This is a genomic window from Streptomyces sp. ISL-98 (assembly GCF_018614055.1).
GTDB classification, from domain to species: domain Bacteria; phylum Actinomycetota; class Actinomycetes; order Streptomycetales; family Streptomycetaceae; genus Streptomyces; species Streptomyces spiramyceticus.
Genome location: NZ_JAGGPB010000025.1, coordinates 63,657 through 79,021 on the forward strand (window position 1 = coordinate 63,657; position 15,365 = coordinate 79,021).

Consider the following 15,365-nt stretch of genomic DNA (forward strand, 5'->3'; position numbering starts at 1 on the left):
CCCCCAATCACATACGTACATGCATGCACGTATGTATGATGCGAAGAAGTGGACCCAGAGGGAGGAACGCCATGGCGCAACAGGTACGTCAAGTCGAAGTGACCGACCCGATCGCCACCGCTCAGCGGTACGACTACGCCGATGCCTTCGAACTTCGCCTGTCCGAACCGGACCCGCACTCGCCCGAAACCTGGGTCCGGGCCGGGTTGGACTCCACCCCGAAGTGGGTGGACCGGGTCGCGGAGCTGCTGGGAATGCGCAGCGCGCCGGCGGAGTCGGCGGACCGGGTGGGCGATTTCCGGGTCATCGACTCCGGCCCCGATGTGGTCCATCTCCAGACGTCCCTGCCACTGATGCGCGTAGTCCTCGTGGGGCGTCGGGTCGAGCCGACTCGCAGAATGTTCACCAGCGTTCTCCACTACCGGCGGCCGGTGCTTGCTCGACTCATCTGGGCGGTCGTCGGCATCGGTCATCGGCGGGCGGCACGGCAGTTGATCACCAGCAAGATCTCGGCCAAGTGATCGGAGCAAGGCATGGGTGACGAGACACGGGAGAGGTTGACCCAGGCCAATCGCAGCCTGCGCACCCGCACCGCGCTGCTCGAGTCGGCCGCGCGGGGCTTGTCCCGCTACGGCTACGGCAACCTCGTGCTCGAGCAGGTGGCCAAGGACGCCGGGTACACGCGCGGCGCGCTTTATCACCAGTTCAAGGACAAACAGGACTTGACCCTGGCCGTGACCGAGTGGGTCTACGAGACCTGGGACCAGGAGGTGGGCCGGTTCGTCGAGCAGGAGCAAGATCCCGTCGCGGCGCTGCTCACCCTTGCCCGCGGTCACGCCGTCTTCTGCCGGCGCGACATCGCGCGGGTGGCGATCGCGCTGAGGCTTGAGTTCTCCGGTCAGGACCATCCGGTGGGGCGCTCGGTGGAGGAGGGCTACGCAACGCTCATCACGCTCTGCGAGCATCTGGTCAAAGCCGGGCGCAAGGCTGCAACGATCCCGTCCGGCCCGCCGGCCAGAACTGTCGCACTCGCCTTCGTCGGCGCACTCGAGGGGACCGTGATCGCGCTGGCAGGGCAGGTACGGCATGACGAGCTGCTCGCGGCCCGTACCGTCGCCGGCGTACTCGGACTCGATCCCCTTGCTGTCACACGTCATTGACCACGGAGGACCACGACATGAAACTCCCGGCCACCGCACACACCTGCCAGCCCTGGCGCATCCACGAGATCACGCACGACTTCCGACTCGAGGATGTGTGGGCGTTGTCGACGCCCGGCGGCCCGGACGACTTCCCGCGGCTGGTGCAACAGTTCGTGTCGGGCGACACGTCGGACAATCCCTCCCTCGTCGCGCGCACACTCTTCGCAATCCGTTGGAAACTCGGGAAACTCCTCGGCTGGGACGCTCCTGACTCCGGCCTCGGCTCCCGGGTACCGACGCTGCGCGACCGGTTGCCGGCGGACCTCCGTGACGCGCCACCGGGAACCGAATTCCGCGGGGGCCCGTTCACCTCGCTCTACCTCACCTACGACGAGTGGGCGGCGGAGGCGGCCAACCGGACCGTGCACGCGTTGATCCACATGGGCTGGGTCCAGGACGAGACCGGCGGCTGCCGCGGCCAGATGGCCGTGCTGGTGAAACCCAACGGCCTGATCGGGAAGGCGTACATGGCCGCGATCGCGCCACTGCGACGCCTGGTCGTGTTCCCGTCGATGCTGCGCGGGATCGAACGGGACTGGCAGGCCGGCACGGCCCGGGCGACGAAGAGGTAGCCCATGCCCGCCTCAGCCTGCTGTCCGTCGTCGCAGCAGGCCAACGCCCAGCCACGAATCAACGGCCGGTCAAAGAGGCACGCCTCATCGCGCCTCGGCTCTGGAGGCTGACCGAGAAGGACTGGACAAAATCAGCCGATCATGTGTGCGCCCACTTCTAGAGTCGGACGTATGAGTGACATGAGCGGCAGGAGCGAAACGAGTGACATCGTCGGCGCCGGCAGGCAGTCGCGGCGCGGCGTGCTGAAAGCGGCCGTGGCCGGGGCGGGGGCGGTCGCCGCGGTGGGGGCGGGAGCCTCCGTCGCGCACGCGGACGGGCGGCGGCGCGGCTCGCCCACCTTCGTCCTCGTCCACGGCTCCGGGAGCAACTCCTACGCCTGGTCTGCGGTCTTGGGCGAGCTGGGCCGCGGGCACCGGGCGATCGCGGTCGACCTGCCCGGGCACGGGCCCGGCGCATACTTCCCGGTCTCCTACCAGGCCCCTCAGGACCTGGAACGGCTGCGCACCGAGCCGTCGCCGATCGCCAAGGTGACGCCGGCGGACTTCGCGGCGCATGTCGTGGGCGTCGTGCGCGCCGTGTACCGCAACGGCCCTGTGATCCTGGTCGGCCAAAGCCTGGGCGGGGCGACGGTGAACGCGGTCGCCAACCAAGTGCCCGAGCTGATTTCCCACTTGGTGTACGCCTCCGCGTTCTGCCCGACGCAGCACGCCTCGGTGCTGCAGCTGATGACGACCCCGGAGGCGTCCTCCAGCGCCCTGTACTGGATACCCAGTGTCAAGACGCCGCCGGAACTCGGTGTCAGCCGGGTCAACTGGCGCTCCGGTGACCCCGCCTTCTTCGCGGCGGCGAAGGAAGCGCTGGCCAGTGACTGGCCGGACGCCGAGGTGCGAGCGCTCCTCAACATTCTGGAGCCGGACGAGTCTGCGGCGATCGGGGCCGGCGACGCCCGGGGGCTGCCGGACAAGTGGGGGCGGGTGCCGCGTACATATCTGCGGTTCACCAAAGACCGCTCGATCTCGCCGGCGCTGCAGGACCTGATGATCCGCGAGGCGGACGAGACGACGCCGCGCAACCGCTTCCGCGTACGGTCGCTGGCCGCGCCGCACATTGGTCCGCGGGATGTGGCCGTATGGGCGGACGAACTGGAGCTCGTGGCGCGGATGTGCCGCTGAGCGTTCCAGGTATTTCCGCACGCCTGATGGGCCACACTCTCAGCGATCCCGACCCCGCCGTACTCGCGCATGTGGTCTTCGCCCTGTGTGTCGAAGCCACCGGCCATCAGGGGCGGCGGCCAACTCCCCTGGACATGCTGGTGCGGCGAGGACGAGGAAACCGCGATCCGCGCCGAGTTGACGGGCCGGCGGGCCCACCACGCGCCCGCCCGCCTGCCCCCCCCCCGCTCAGATGCGGGTGTATCTCCGCGCCCTCCCACTGGGTGGGTTGTCTGCCGTCGACCTGCTCGGCGAACGTCCGTCGGGAGCAGAACTCGCGGCCACAGAAGAACTACCGGATCCCCAGCCGGACAACGACCGTCCGCACGCCCGACGGCCGCTCGACAGCTTCCCGGCGATCTCGTCATACATGCGGATCGACCCAGCCTCCCGTGGCCGCGACCAAGGGGCTTCCAGAGGTCTCCCTTGACCTCAATTGCGGTTCAGGTTCTAGCGTGACGTTGCGCGCATCACCCGTGGCGGCCCGGACGGGCTGGGACCACTGCAACCTGGGAGAGAACGACTTCAATGAACACTGCCTCAGAACGAACCGATGCCCAGCCGGCCGTGACCGTGATCGGTTTGGGCGAGATGGGCTTCGCACTCGCCGGCGCCTTCCTGGATGGCCGGCACCCGACCACGGTCTGGAACCGTACTCCGGAGAAAGCCGACTCCCTGGTCGCCAGGGGGGCCGAGCGGGCCGCAACCGTCCGTGACGCCGTTGCCGCAAGTCCTCTTGTGGTCGTCAGCGTGAAGGGCAATGCCATTGCCCGCGAGGTTCTGGAATCATCGGGTGACACACTTTCCGGCCGCGCCGTGCTCAACCTCACGGACGGGACATCAACAGAGGCCAGGGCCGTGGCCGAGTGGGTCAAGGACCAGGGCGCGCAGTACCTCCACGGGCAGATCATGACGATCGCTCCGGGCATCGGGGGCGCGGAGACGGTGATCTTCTACGGCGGCTCCGACGCCGTGTACGACGACTATCGGCCGGCGCTCCAGCTCATCGGTGGCCGGGGAACCCTGATCTCGGCCGACGCCGGCGTACCGACCCTGTACGGGATGGCCGTGCACGGCACCATGTGGGGCACGCTCAACGGATTCCTGCACGCAGCCGCTCTGCTGTCCAGCGAGGGCATCGAGGTGAAGCGATTCTTGGACGACGCCGGCCCGTCCGTTGCCGCACTCCTGGCATCCTTCCCGATGATCGCCGACGAAGTCGACCGCAGTGAGTACGCAACGCAGTACGGAGCGCTCCAGCACCACCGGCCCTCGGTCGAGGACCTGGTCCGCGAGAGCAGGGCACGGAACATCGACGCCGAATTCCCCGGCTACACACTCGGCCTCGTAAACAAGGCCGTGGAAGACGGCCATGCCAAGGACAGCTACTCGCGTCTGATCGAGCACTTCAGGAAGCAGTGAGCGCGGGCGGACGACGCTGTCTGCTGAACGAAGGTGCTGCCGGCCCAACTGAAGACATAGGGGCTGAGCGTGCCGTCTTCGGGGCCGCAACTCATCCTCGCCGTCTCATCGCTTGTGCCAGGCGTGGGAGCTCCTCGTGCAGCAGACGGCCGACCAGCGCACCGCCGAAGACGACAACTCCCACGCCGACCAGCCAGGACTGGAGGACCAGGACGGTGCCGAAGGAACCGTAGGTGACCGCGTTGGATGCGATCAACGGCGAGAAGACGAGCTGGGAGAAGACCCTGAGACCGAGCAGCCCGATCACGGTGGCCACCGCGCCGGGCAACAGGGCGCGCCAGCTGACCCGCCCACCGAGCAGCATGCGCTGCGACCACCAGAAGAACAGGACGGCGCTCAGCGATGCTGCGAAGGCGCCCGCCGGGGACTCGCGCCGCAGCGTGGTGGTCGCGGAGACGAAGAGGTAGCCGGTGAGCACGACGAGCCACACCACATGCCGCCACCTGGCCCACCAGCGCCCCGGGGGAAGATCCCAGACCATCTCGTAGCCTGTCTGCACTGCTGCCCCAAAGGTCAGGCCGAAGACGGCAAGCGCGACAATGCCGAACGCGGTCGTGGTCCGCAAGGCCTGGCCGGGCGGGGTGAACAGCTGCTCCACCTGTTCTCTGGCAGCCGTCGACACGCCGAGCCCCTCCCCCAGCCACTGCGCGAAGCCCCGCCCATGCTCCGGGTCGGCCGAGGAGACAATGATCAGCAGGGGCACCAGCGTCAGGATCCCGAGCGCGGCGAAGCCCAGCGAACGCTGCCACAGGTCGAGATCGCTGCTCCGCCTCCATCCGCGTCCGACTGGTGAACGGCTGATCACACGGCGTAGCCGTGCGAAGAGAGAAGACGGGCCTGCGGCACTGGTCATTCGCATGTCTGTCGACTACCACGGTCGATACGTCACCGCGCGAGGGCGCGACGCAGAGGTCCCCCAATATCCTGAAAGGGCAAAGGGCAAAGGATCTGGCGAAGGCCGCCCTCATGTCCGCTGAACTGCACGAAACGTGGGTCAAGTTCGAAGCGCCGTTCGACCCCAGACGTAAACGAAGAGCTCAGCTTGTTACTTGAGGTCCGTCCGTCTCCGGAAGCTCGGGTCTGACAGGACGCTGAATAGGGTCGTGCCATGACCAGCACAAAGGGCCGGTGGCCGAAGGTGGGCCTCTCCCTGCCCTTCTGAGCGGTCACGTGGGCCGGACAGTCAGCCCATACGCCGTGGCTTCGCGCCCACTTCGTGATGGTGGGGCGGCTGAATGCCTGGCCCGTCGCGAGGACTCGTCTCACGTCATCACGAGCTGCCGGGTATCGGTCTTTCGAGCCGGGGCCGTCCAGGGCCTGGAAGGGAAGGTTTTGGTGCACTGGCTGGGGATGCGGCCGTCGTGCGCAGGTTCCGAAACCCACGCCGGACCCGCGCGGGAGTGAGTCTGTTCGGTGGCGCCGGCTTCTCCCATGGCCGCCGGAGGACGGCCGCCGGCGGACGGGCGAGGCCGGGACGACGGCGTGGCGGAGGGACCGAGTGGCGGTGCCCGTGATGCATGTGGGATCGTACGGCCGGTTGTTACTCGTTGGTATCCGCGAGTCCCATCCCTGTTGTGCGTATCCCCCACCACGCTCCGAGGATTCCCACGTGCGTAAGTTCTCTGCCAGAAACGCTCTGTTAGCGACTCTGGCCTCCATTTCCCTGCTCTCCACGGGCTGTTCGGCCGGGCCCCAGGCGTCGCCGTCCCCGGCGGCCGACAGTGCACAAGCACCGCATCCCACCAGCGTCCCGCATCCGGACCCCAGCCCCTCGCGGCAGCTCCCCGTGGCAGGGGCACCCGACGAACAGCCGACCGCCGTCGCTCGGGTTGCCGGGGACGGAGAGGCGCAGAAGTCGCCGCTGAAGGTGGCGTCTTACGATCCGGGCAGTCGACGAGCAGTCATATCCGGGACCAAGAAGCCGACTTCGGCAACCGGTCCTGACGAGAACACCCCAGCCGTCGGTGACGTCATCGCCAGCGGGCCCGCGCCCGGGGCACCCGACGGTTTGCTCGCCAAGGTCACCGAGGTGGCCGGCAAGACCGAGAAGGGCACCGAGGTCCGCACCGAAGCGGCGACGCTCGGCGCGCTGCTCGGTGACGACAAGGCCAACGGCACGGTCCCGGTCGATCCGGCGAGCTTCGACGTCGAGCCGCTGGTCCAGGGAGTGAAGGTCTCCTGGGCCAAGGCAGGAAACGTGCATGTGGGCCCCGAGGGCGCGAAGGTGCCCCTCGGAAGCCTGCGGATCGACGTCGGGGCGTCGGCCCCGCTCCCGGTCACGGAGGGTGCCCCGTTGTCGGGGGCGGCGGCGGTCGCGGGCCATGTGCAGTTGGCCCCCAAGGTCGAGTTCTCCTACGACGGTTCCTCCGTCATCGCTCCGGACAGCGCATTCCTCGGGCTCACCGGTGACTGGTCGTCGCAGTGGTCGCTGAAGGGCAAGGCCGTCGCGGGCGGCAAGCCGGTGCGGATTCCCTTCGCCAAGCTGCACGCCGATCCCGTGATCCAGGTCGGGCCGGTGCCGGTCGTGGTGAACCTCGACCTCACGGCGTACGTCCAGGTGGAGGCGGACGGCACGGTCACCGTCGACGTCAAGCAGGACCTCAAGGGCGGCTTCCGGATCGGCGGCAGCTACACAAAGGCGGGCGGCTGGAAGCCGGTCAGCACCTCCGACATCACCAGCACCCCGGTACAGGCGAAGGTGACCGCGGCCGGCAAGGTGAAGGCCGCCCTCGGTGCGGAGGCCAGTGTCGGGCTGTACGGTGCGGTCGGCGTCACCGGCGTTGTGGCCCCGTACCTACGAGGGGAAGCCACCGCCGTCGCCACACCCGGATCCGCCGTCGGGGCGTGGAAGCTCTACGGCGGCGTGGATCTGACGGGATGGCTTCAACTCCAACTGTCCATCTTCGGCACCCCCATCCTCCAGCACCGCATCCCCCTGGGCGCCCTGCACCGCGAGTGGCTGCTGGCACAGGGTGACGGCGCCGTCACCTGAAACCCCCCGCTGCAGATCTTGATCAGGCCTACTACTCACTGAAGTTGACAGCCAGTTAGTGCCGAAGCGGTCCGTACACATGTCGAAGTCGTCGGCCCACACCTGCTTTTCCAGAACGGGCACGCCGCTTCGGCAGCGCGGAACAGCCCGCCGGTCCTCCGGCGGGCTGTTCTGTTCGGGTGAGCAGTGCCCTGTCAGTGCTGGGTCTTGGTGTTCCAGATGGGGGTGCCATTGCGGTCGTAGATCACCACGTTGCCGTCGGCCTGGACCGCGAGCTTGGCGCCCGGGTGGCCATGGGTCACCGAGGCCCACACCGGCTGGTTGTCCGGCGTGTAGATCACAAGGTTGCCGTCCTCCTGGAAGACGGCACGAGCGCCCTTCGTGGCGGGGTTCTTCGAGGCCCAGCGGGGGTCCTCGTTCTCGTCGAAGACGACGAGCCTGCCGTCGTCCTGGAGCGTCAGCTTCGCCTTGCCCGCATCGACGACGTCACCGATGCAGAAAGTGGAGACGGCGGAGATCTCGTGGTTGCCGTTCGCCGTGACAGTGCTTTTGATCCTCGGCGCGTCGCCCGACAGCTTGCCGTCGGCCAGAAGGTCCAGGGTCGACAGCGACGGCGTGAAGGCGTACACGGCTCCTTCGGTCCGTACGAACTGCTCGAAGCGCACCTGCTTGCCCACGAAGGTGACATCGGTCGTCACACCGATCATGGGGTCCGCACCGACCTTGGGCCGGCGCTCCGGGAAGTTCGTATCGTTGACCCAGTCCTTCTGGATGAACTCGAATTGACTGACCAGGTCGGCCTGGTAACTGACGAAGACCAGACCGCGAGCGGCGTCGGGCCCGTGGCCGGCCGCTCCCGCAGGGTCGAAGGGCAGGCCGTACGGGATGCCGCGACGCATGATGCGCCGGGCGTCGAGCTTGCCGTTCTCCGGGACGGGTGTGTCGCCCTTCTTCAGCGCGAGGCCGTCGCGGGGGTTGGTCTGGCGGAGGTGGGAGAACAGCGGGGTGATCTCCCCTTCCAGGTCGTTCGCGAAGCTGATGTTGTTGTCGTTCGCCGATTCCGGGTCGGAGGACATGTCGGCGTGCGGACACTTCGCCACGGGCGTGCCGGAACGCCAGCGCCCGACCATACGGGCTGCCAGCCATTCCGTGGTGGCCTCCGGGGGCACGGCCTTCGCGTTCTTCAGCTCCTTCAGCCGCGCCCCGATCTGTGCCCACCAGCCCGGAACATCCTGGCCGAGCCGGCGCACGACATGGAACGAGCCGTTCTTCGCCCAGTCCGGAAGACCGGAGGGCGTGCCGCAGACCGTCTCCTCACCGATGACGAATTCGCCGGCCGGGACGATCCGGGTGCCCGGGCTGCCCCTCTTCCACTCGGGGCGCTCAGGGTCGGGCGGGTCGAATCCCTTCACGGCCGGCTCGCTGATGCCGTCCTTGAAGCCGAAGTGCTCCTTGCCCCGCCGGTCTCCCGCGAGGGTCCCTCCGTCCTGCTCGAAGATGATCACCACCTTGTGGATGGAGGCTTCCTGCCGCTCCTGGGCGAGGGCCGACCGCAGCTCCTCAACCTTGTCGGCCGCGATGGTGAGTACCGCGTGGACGGGCTGCGCGTTGCTGTCGCCGAAGAGCCAGTTCTCCGGGGAGCTTTCCCCGGTGTCCCCGAGCATTCCCGCCCGCACGGCGGAACCCTGCTTGAACGCGTGCTGTGTCGTGCCGTCCGAGGTCTCGGGGAAGGGCTCCTTGCCCGTCAGCGTCCGCATGCCGCCGTAAGTGAAGCTGACGCTGCGCCATACGGCGGTGAGAGCCCTGGGGTCGTCACCCCCGGTGTTTCTGCGCGCCTCGCTGAAGGCGGCGTTGAACGCCGCGACCTGCCTGGTCGTGGCGATACGCGGCTTCAGGCGCCGCAGCCAGGTGCGCGCCCGCATCGCGTCGTCGAACTTCAGGAACAGCAGCTGTACGTGGTCTTTCTTGAAGCCGGCGAGCACATCACCCTGAATTTCCGTGCTCTTCCGCAGTGCCAGGTCCGTCATTCTGCCTCCGGTTCCTCGGGATGTGATTCCTGTGTCGAGCTCCGACCCCGGTTGTCACGTGGCATTGGGCGGACCGAAGGACACGAACTTGGCCGTGCTGGGCACGCCCTCCTCGTTGAGGAGGAAGAGCATGTAGTAGCCCGGAGGCGCAGCTTCCGCCGAGGGCGGCGCCTGCAGTTCGAGTGCTCCGTCGCCGCGGCTCTTGATACGGACTTCGAGATGGCGCTGGCTGAAGTTCACGGAGTGGGTCGCCGTCGTGGGCGCCAGCAGGACGGCTCGCTTGACGTCGTCGGGGGCTGAAGTGAGCACCCTGAACCGGGAGTCGTAGCCGAGTGTGCGCCGGGGTACGGCCGTGAGGTCGGGGCGTTCGCCGTTGTGCAGGTAGGCAGGCTCGTAGATCTCGATGCTGCCGTCCATGTCGTCGCTGATGTCGGGGTCGTTGGCGATCTGCTGGGCCTCGTCGCCGGTGACCATGATGCGGCCGTCGGGCAGGACCACGGCGTTGGAGTGGTAGCCGCGCGGCAGCCGCTGGGCGGGCCCGAGCTTCCAGTCGCCGCCCTCGTCGCGCATCTCGGTCTGCCGGTACTTCAGGTCGGCGTTGGGGTTGTACTGACCGTTGCCGTAGTCGCGGATGTCATAGGAACCGTTGACGGTGAGGAGGTTGCCGTCCGGCAGGATCAGAGTGTCGTCCTGCGTACGGCCGAAGGCCCGTGCCTCCTTCGTCTTCCACTTGCCGCCGGCGAGCTGGTACGTGTTCGGGTCGTCCCGGTTGCCGCCGAGCACCAGGACGGAGTTGGGGCCCTTGAAACCGGCGGGCAGCGGCACCGCGGAGCCGTAGTTGCGCATGAACTTGTCGGGCCGCGCAGCCAGGCTCGTACGGGTCTCCGCGACGGGATCGAACAGCCACTGCTGGTCGTGATCGCGGCCGAGCCCGTAGATCATGCCGTCACGCAGGGAGAACAGATGCGGATAGTCGTGCTTGAACGGGGCGTCCGCCTTGAAGACGTCCACCGGCACGTTCCTGGGAACGTCGGCCTTGGTCGTCGGGACCGGATGGTTCAGCGCCGGGAAACGCTCCACGATGGGCGTGGGCGTTCCCCAGCCGAGCTCCGACTGCCCGGACATGATGAGAATCCGCCCGTCGGGGCCGGTGACGGCGCTGGGATACCAACGTCCCACGGACATCTGCTCGTTGAGCGACCACGATTCGGTCCAGGGGTCGAAGACGAGAGACAGCTTGGCGCCGGAGCCGTGGTTGCCGCCGAGATTGCCGCCGAAGACGCCCAACATCCCATTGGGCAGGAAGGCGTGGCCTGCACAGAAGAACGGCGCGGGCCGCGCTTCGTTCTTGCCGTCCGGCATCATGATGGTGGGTGGCGTGACCTTCTTGAAGGCGTCTTCACCGCTGCCCTTGGCAGGGTCCCAGAGATACGCCCGGCCCGCGTTCGCCTTGCCGATGACTTGGGTGGGGGCGGTCTCCTTCGTCGGGTTGGTCTCGACCCTCTCGAACGAGAACAGCAAGACCTTGCCGGTGGGGAGTTGGGCCACGTGTACGCCGAAGTCGGGGGACGGAAAGTATTCCTTGAAGGCCCCGTACTCCCGCGCGCTGAACTTGGCGTTGTGCGACGCCTGCGATTTGGTGAGTGACTCCAGACGCCCCGTCCGCATGGGCTGCGGGTAGTCGCCGAGGTCCTCGGCCCGCATACGAGCCTGGGCGTGCGTCTCGGCGTGCTCCTGGCCGAGGACAGCGGCCTCGGCCTTGTCCACCGTGACTTTGCCGGTGTCGGGCTCCTTCTCCCGGGAGACGGAATGACTTCCTGACGCGCTGTGTCCTGAACCGCTGTCGTGGGCAGCGGCGGGGAGGGAGATGGTGAGGGGGGCGGTCAGGGCGGAGATGACGGCGCATGCCGAAATCAGCCTGGACAGTCGTGGTCGTGACATGGGACTCCTCATGGCCTGACGGCCTCCGCATGCACGACCGTTCCGCGGTTCCGGCGGGGGCTGTATGCAAGCGGAAATGGCCATACATGACTGAATGCGAAAAATAGGCACAGCGATGCGATCTGCCACACGCCGTGAATCAGCGCGCGGCGATCGAACTGGCATGGGCTGCCAGGTCGGATGCAGAGGGGGACGCCATCAACGTAGAGGCGACACCGGTACCGCTCGCAACAGTCGCTTCGCCGAACCACCCTTGCGATTGAAAGAAAATCAATTCTGCGGTGCGATGTGGTTTGACCTGCGGCGGAGAGCGGATCCTGGCCGGGAGCGCGCCTCTATGGCTTGCGTCGTCCGGGCCCAAGTACCGTGCTTGCGGCACCTCGACCACTACAGGCGTGCGAGGGAGGCGCGTCCGTTTCGTGAGCCCGTCGCGCCGTGCTCAGTGACCTGCTCGGCCTGTGGCCCCTTGCGTGGGCGCCTGATTGTGCAGAACCCGCTGGAAGAGCTTGTGGTCGCGCCACTCGCCGTTGATGTGGAGGTAGCTCGGCGCGATCCCGATCTCTTCGAATCCGCATTTGACGAGTACGCGTTGGGATGCGGCGTTGGCGAGGACGGTGCCCGCTTCGGGGCGGTGCAGGCCGAGGTCGTCACGCGCGGCCCGGCACACCTCCTCGACGGCTGCGGTGGCGAGACCGCGGCCGGTACGGGTTACGTCGATCCAGTAGCCGAGGTTGGCGCTGCGGAACGGGCCCAGTGCGATGTTGGAGAGGGTAAGGCCGCCGACGATTTCATCCCCGTCCGCGAGGAGCCAGGGCACGACCCGTCCCGCCGCCGGCTCCGCCAACCGCTCGGCAAGCCGGGCAGCCTGCCCCTCCGCCGTATAAAACGCGTCCGGCCGATCGGGCTCCCAGGGCCGCATGTACGCCCGACTGCGAACCAGCGCAGCGGCAAGCGCCCCGGCGTCGGAAACAACCGCAGGACGAAGAACGATGCCGTCCACGACAGGCCGGGGTTCAGAAATCATCCCCGTACGTTAAACGCCCGCGCACGCACTCCCGTGCGCACCACAGGCGTCGTGGGTGGCCGAGGCCCTTCCCGTCGCATCCGTCACGGGCCCGAGGTGCGGCAGTCGCGCGGGCGCGGAGCGTGCGCGGTTCAGAGGCTGCGGGAATGCCGGACGCGATCAGCGCCTCAGCTGGGGTGACCCGCGGTATCTCCGCCATGTGGCGACTGTCAAGAGGTGTGACGCTCACGAATGTTTAACGAATCACTGACTTTTACGCCGTCGTGGTGTCACAGTGACTCAAGAGGCTGGAGTTACTGGCCAGTTGGACCAATCCTCTATGGCCAAGTCGGGAGGGACCGTGGCACAGCGAAACGCAGCACCGGGCGCACTTGCCCCACTGTGGAGCCTGTCGATCGCGGTCCTGCTGCTCTGCGGGACGATCAGGATCCTGCGGACCAGCTGCCCCCTCGTAATGGCGGCCGGCCCAACAGCCCGCCGACCGCCCAGGCCCCGCCCACAGGCGATCGGCCTTCCCCCGGCCCCGGCAGGTGACGGCGGCGCTGCCGCCTCCCCGGTGCACGGGGCAACGGCTCCCGGTCCCACCGGACAGCGCCCCGCAGCACGGCCGCCGTACTGCAGACGCTCCGTCTCTGATCGATCCGTCCACTCCCCCCACCTCTGATCCGACATGACGGCTCCCCACCTCGCGCCCTGGGCGCGCTGGAGGAACACCCCCATGCACATGCTCATGAAGAATGCCCGCGCCTTCCGGCACCGGGCCGCCGCGCGCGCCGAGGAGTTCGGCCGCCTCGCGGACGGCCAGTCCCCCCAAGCGCTGTTCATCACCTGCTCCGATTCGCGGGTGATCCCCTCCCTGATCACCGGCGCCCGTCCCGGCGAGCTCTTCGAACTCCGCACGGCGGGCAGCATCATCCCCGAACACGACCCCGGCCGGCACTCGAGCGAGGCGGCCACCATCGAGTACGCCGTCGAGGTGCTCGGCGTCGCCGACATCGTCGTCTGCGGCCACTCCCACTGCGGTGCCGTCGGCGCGATGGTGCGCCGCGAAGACCTCTCCGCCGTACCCGCGGTCCGCGGCTGGCTGGAGAGTGCGTCTCCCCCGCCCCTCTTCACCGACCCCTCGTGCCCCGCCATCGCGGAGGCCGTCCAGCACCATGTGCTGCGCCAGCTCCAGCGGTTGCGCGACTACCCGTGCGTCGCCCGCCGGGCCGCGCAAGGACGACTGAGCCTGCACGGCTGGTTCTACGAGATACACACCGGCTCCGTGCTCGTCCACCGGGCGCACGACGACGCGTTTCTTCCGCTGTGAGCGCCGCCGACACCCGCGAACGCGGGAACCACGAACCCGGGAACTCCGAACGCGCGAACCGTGGACGCCACCGACGAGCGGCGCCACCGCGCACCGAACGGCCTTCCGCCTCGACACTGCGATCCGATCTCACCGCGTCCGTCGTCGTCTTCCTGGTCGCCCTGCCGCTGTGCGTCGGCGTGGCCGTGGCCTCCGGCGTCCCGGCCGAACTGGGCCTGGTCACCGGCATCGTCGGCGGGCTCCTCACCGGGTTGCTCCCCGGCAGCAGCCTCCAGGTCAGCGGACCCGCCGCGGGGCTGACCGTCCTGGTCCTCGAAGCCGTCACCGAATTCGGACTCGGGGCCCTGGGCGTCTTCGTCCTGACGGCGGGCGTGCTCCAGCTCGCCATGGGTGCGCTGCGGCTGGGCCGCTGGTTCCGCGCCATCTCCATCGCTGTCGTGGAAGGGATGCTGGCCGGAATCGGCCTCGTACTGATCGCCGGTCAGCTCTACGCCATGGCTGACTCGAAGGCGCCCGGCTCGGGCCCGGCCAACCTGTTGGGGCTGCCCGATCTGCTCATCCGTACGGCCCGCTCCCCCGAGGCGCTGACCGCATTCGCTCTCGGCGCGGTCACCGTCGTACTGATGGCCCTGTGGAAACATCTGCCGCCGAAGGTCCGGCTGGTCCCCGCACCGCTGGCCGCCGTGGCTCTGACCACCTCCGTCGTGGCGCTGTTCGCACTGCCCGTGAAGCGGGTCGACGTACAGGGACTGTTGGGCGCGATCCGGCCACCGTCCCTCGACGACCTCGGCAGGATCACGGATGTCGGAGTGGTCGGGGCGATCGGCACGGTCGTCGCCATCACGCTCATCGCGTCGGCGGAGAGTCTGTTCAGCGCCGCCGCCGTCGACCGGCTGCACAGCGGTCCCGGCACCGACTACGACAAGGAGCTGATGGCGCAGGGCGCGGGCAACGCCTTGTGCGGGGCCCTCGGGGCACTGCCGATGACCGCGGTCATCGTGCGCAGCGCGGCCAATGTGCAAGCGGGTGCCCGGACCAAGGCGTCACGGGTGCTGCACGGCGTATGGCTGCTGCTCTTCGCGGCGTTGGTGCCCGCTGCGCTCGGCCTCATACCGGTCGCCTCGCTCGCCGGGATTCTGGTCTTCTCCGGCTGGAAGCTCATCCCACTGAAGGAGCTCGGGCCACTGTGGCGCGAGCACCGCGGGGAGGCATTGATCCTGGTGGCGACGGCGGTCGCCATTGTCGCGACGAACATGTTCGAGGGCGTGCTGGCCGGGCTGCTGCTCGCTGTCGCGAAGACGGCGTGGGAGACGTCGCACGTCCACGTGCAGGTGCATGAAGGCTCTGACCGGAACGGACCCCTGCGTGTGGTCCTCTCCGGCAACGCGACTTTCCTCCGCCTGCCCCGGATCCTCGACACCCTCGAAGGACTGCCGAAGGACCGGCACATCGAGCTCGACCTGCTCGACCTGCGGCACCTCGATCACGCGTGCAGTACGGCGCTCGCCAACTGGGCCGACCGGCACAACAAGGAGGAAGGGGCCACCCGCGTGCTGATGCCCGCGGCCTGACAGCAACCAGTACAGCCCGGGCCGTACGGC

At 68.1% G+C, this 15,365-nt stretch carries 12 protein-coding genes and 1 pseudogene; 8 read left to right on the forward strand and 5 right to left on the reverse strand.

Annotated elements, in window-relative coordinates; translation table 11 throughout:
- Positions 1-71 precede the first annotated feature (71 nt).
- The 5 genes from J7I98_RS17655 (at position 72) to J7I98_RS17675 (ending at position 4,408) form a co-directional block, all read left to right on the forward strand.
- The gene (locus J7I98_RS17655) at positions 72-521 is read left to right on the forward strand and encodes a DUF2867 domain-containing protein (RefSeq protein ID WP_214921681.1); all 450 of its coding nucleotides are present in this window, start codon (positions 72-74) and stop codon (positions 519-521) included.
- A gap of 12 nt (positions 522-533) precedes the next feature.
- Positions 534-1,160 (forward strand): TetR/AcrR family transcriptional regulator, encoded by a 627-nt coding sequence (locus tag J7I98_RS17660; protein WP_214921682.1) that lies wholly within the window; start codon positions 534-536, stop codon positions 1,158-1,160.
- Positions 1,161-1,177: 17 nt separating this feature from the next.
- Positions 1,178-1,774: a DUF2867 domain-containing protein gene (locus J7I98_RS17665; protein ID WP_214921683.1), complete on the forward strand. Its 597-nt coding sequence runs from the start codon at positions 1,178-1,180 to the stop codon at positions 1,772-1,774.
- A 171-nt stretch (positions 1,775-1,945) separates the two neighbouring features.
- Positions 1,946-2,947: an alpha/beta fold hydrolase gene (locus tag J7I98_RS17670; protein ID WP_251020802.1), complete on the forward strand. Its 1,002-nt coding sequence runs from the start codon at positions 1,946-1,948 to the stop codon at positions 2,945-2,947.
- 567 nt (positions 2,948-3,514) lie between these two features.
- A complete protein-coding gene (locus J7I98_RS17675; RefSeq protein WP_214921684.1) occupies positions 3,515-4,408 on the forward strand; it encodes an NAD(P)-dependent oxidoreductase in 894 nt (297 codons plus the stop codon).
- A gap of 91 nt (positions 4,409-4,499) precedes the next feature.
- On the opposite strand, the gene J7I98_RS17680 is transcribed toward J7I98_RS17675, so the two are convergent.
- Together J7I98_RS17680 and J7I98_RS42910 are read right to left on the reverse strand one after the other, a co-directional pair.
- A complete protein-coding gene (locus J7I98_RS17680) occupies positions 4,500-5,321 on the reverse strand; it encodes a YhjD/YihY/BrkB family envelope integrity protein (protein ID WP_214921685.1) in 822 nt (273 codons plus the stop codon).
- Between the two features lie 330 nt (positions 5,322-5,651).
- Positions 5,652-5,936: pseudogene (locus J7I98_RS42910) on the reverse strand (transposase); the annotation flags it as partial.
- Between the two features lie 141 nt (positions 5,937-6,077).
- On the opposite strand from J7I98_RS42910, the gene J7I98_RS17685 reads away from it, so the two are divergent.
- Positions 6,078-7,460: a hypothetical protein gene (locus J7I98_RS17685; RefSeq protein WP_214921686.1), complete on the forward strand. Its 1,383-nt coding sequence runs from the start codon at positions 6,078-6,080 to the stop codon at positions 7,458-7,460.
- A gap of 194 nt (positions 7,461-7,654) precedes the next feature.
- Here J7I98_RS17685 and J7I98_RS17690 read toward each other — a convergent pair whose 3' ends face one another.
- The 3 genes from J7I98_RS17690 to J7I98_RS17700 form a co-directional block, all read right to left on the reverse strand.
- Entirely contained in the window at positions 7,655-9,487 is a 1,833-nt protein-coding gene (locus tag J7I98_RS17690) for a Dyp-type peroxidase (RefSeq protein WP_251020803.1), read from the reverse strand.
- Between the two features lie 54 nt (positions 9,488-9,541).
- Positions 9,542-11,428 (reverse strand): glyoxal oxidase, encoded by a 1,887-nt coding sequence (locus tag J7I98_RS17695; protein ID WP_214921687.1) that lies wholly within the window; start codon positions 11,426-11,428, stop codon positions 9,542-9,544.
- 439 nt (positions 11,429-11,867) lie between these two features.
- Positions 11,868-12,452, reverse strand: coding sequence for a GNAT family N-acetyltransferase (locus J7I98_RS17700; RefSeq protein WP_214921688.1), 585 nt, complete (start codon positions 12,450-12,452; stop codon positions 11,868-11,870).
- A 718-nt stretch (positions 12,453-13,170) separates the two neighbouring features.
- On the opposite strand from J7I98_RS17700, the gene J7I98_RS17705 reads away from it, so the two are divergent.
- Together J7I98_RS17705 and J7I98_RS17710 are read left to right on the forward strand one after the other, a co-directional pair.
- On the forward strand, positions 13,171-13,764 hold the full coding sequence (locus J7I98_RS17705; protein WP_214921689.1) for a carbonic anhydrase: 594 nt from the start codon (positions 13,171-13,173) through the stop codon (positions 13,762-13,764).
- Positions 13,765-13,880: 116 nt separating this feature from the next.
- Positions 13,881-15,335, forward strand: a complete 1,455-nt coding sequence (locus tag J7I98_RS17710) for a SulP family inorganic anion transporter (protein WP_214921831.1) — start codon at positions 13,881-13,883, stop codon at positions 15,333-15,335.
- The last annotated feature ends 30 nt before the right edge of the window (positions 15,336-15,365 follow it).

What these genes read in the sequence shown, in the direction of transcription:
- J7I98_RS17655 (WP_214921681.1), top strand. Translation starts at nt 72, where the DNA reads ATGGCGCAACAGGTACGTCAAGTCGAAGTGACCGACCCGATCGCCACC.
- J7I98_RS17660 (WP_214921682.1), top strand. Translation starts at nt 534, where the DNA reads ATGGGTGACGAGACACGGGAGAGGTTGACCCAGGCCAATCGCAGCCTG.
- J7I98_RS17665 (WP_214921683.1), top strand. Translation starts at nt 1,178, where the DNA reads ATGAAACTCCCGGCCACCGCACACACCTGCCAGCCCTGGCGCATCCAC.
- J7I98_RS17670 (WP_251020802.1), top strand. Translation starts at nt 1,946, where the DNA reads ATGAGTGACATGAGCGGCAGGAGCGAAACGAGTGACATCGTCGGCGCC.
- J7I98_RS17675 (WP_214921684.1), top strand. Translation starts at nt 3,515, where the DNA reads ATGAACACTGCCTCAGAACGAACCGATGCCCAGCCGGCCGTGACCGTG.
- J7I98_RS17680 (WP_214921685.1), bottom strand. Translation starts at nt 5,321, where the DNA reads ATGACCAGTGCCGCAGGCCCGTCTTCTCTCTTCGCACGGCTACGCCGT.
- J7I98_RS17690 (WP_251020803.1), bottom strand. Translation starts at nt 9,487, where the DNA reads ATGACGGACCTGGCACTGCGGAAGAGCACGGAAATTCAGGGTGATGTG.
- J7I98_RS17695 (WP_214921687.1), bottom strand. Translation starts at nt 11,428, where the DNA reads ATGTCACGACCACGACTGTCCAGGCTGATTTCGGCATGCGCCGTCATC.
- J7I98_RS17700 (WP_214921688.1), bottom strand. Translation starts at nt 12,452, where the DNA reads ATGATTTCTGAACCCCGGCCTGTCGTGGACGGCATCGTTCTTCGTCCT.
- J7I98_RS17705 (WP_214921689.1), top strand. Translation starts at nt 13,171, where the DNA reads ATGCACATGCTCATGAAGAATGCCCGCGCCTTCCGGCACCGGGCCGCC.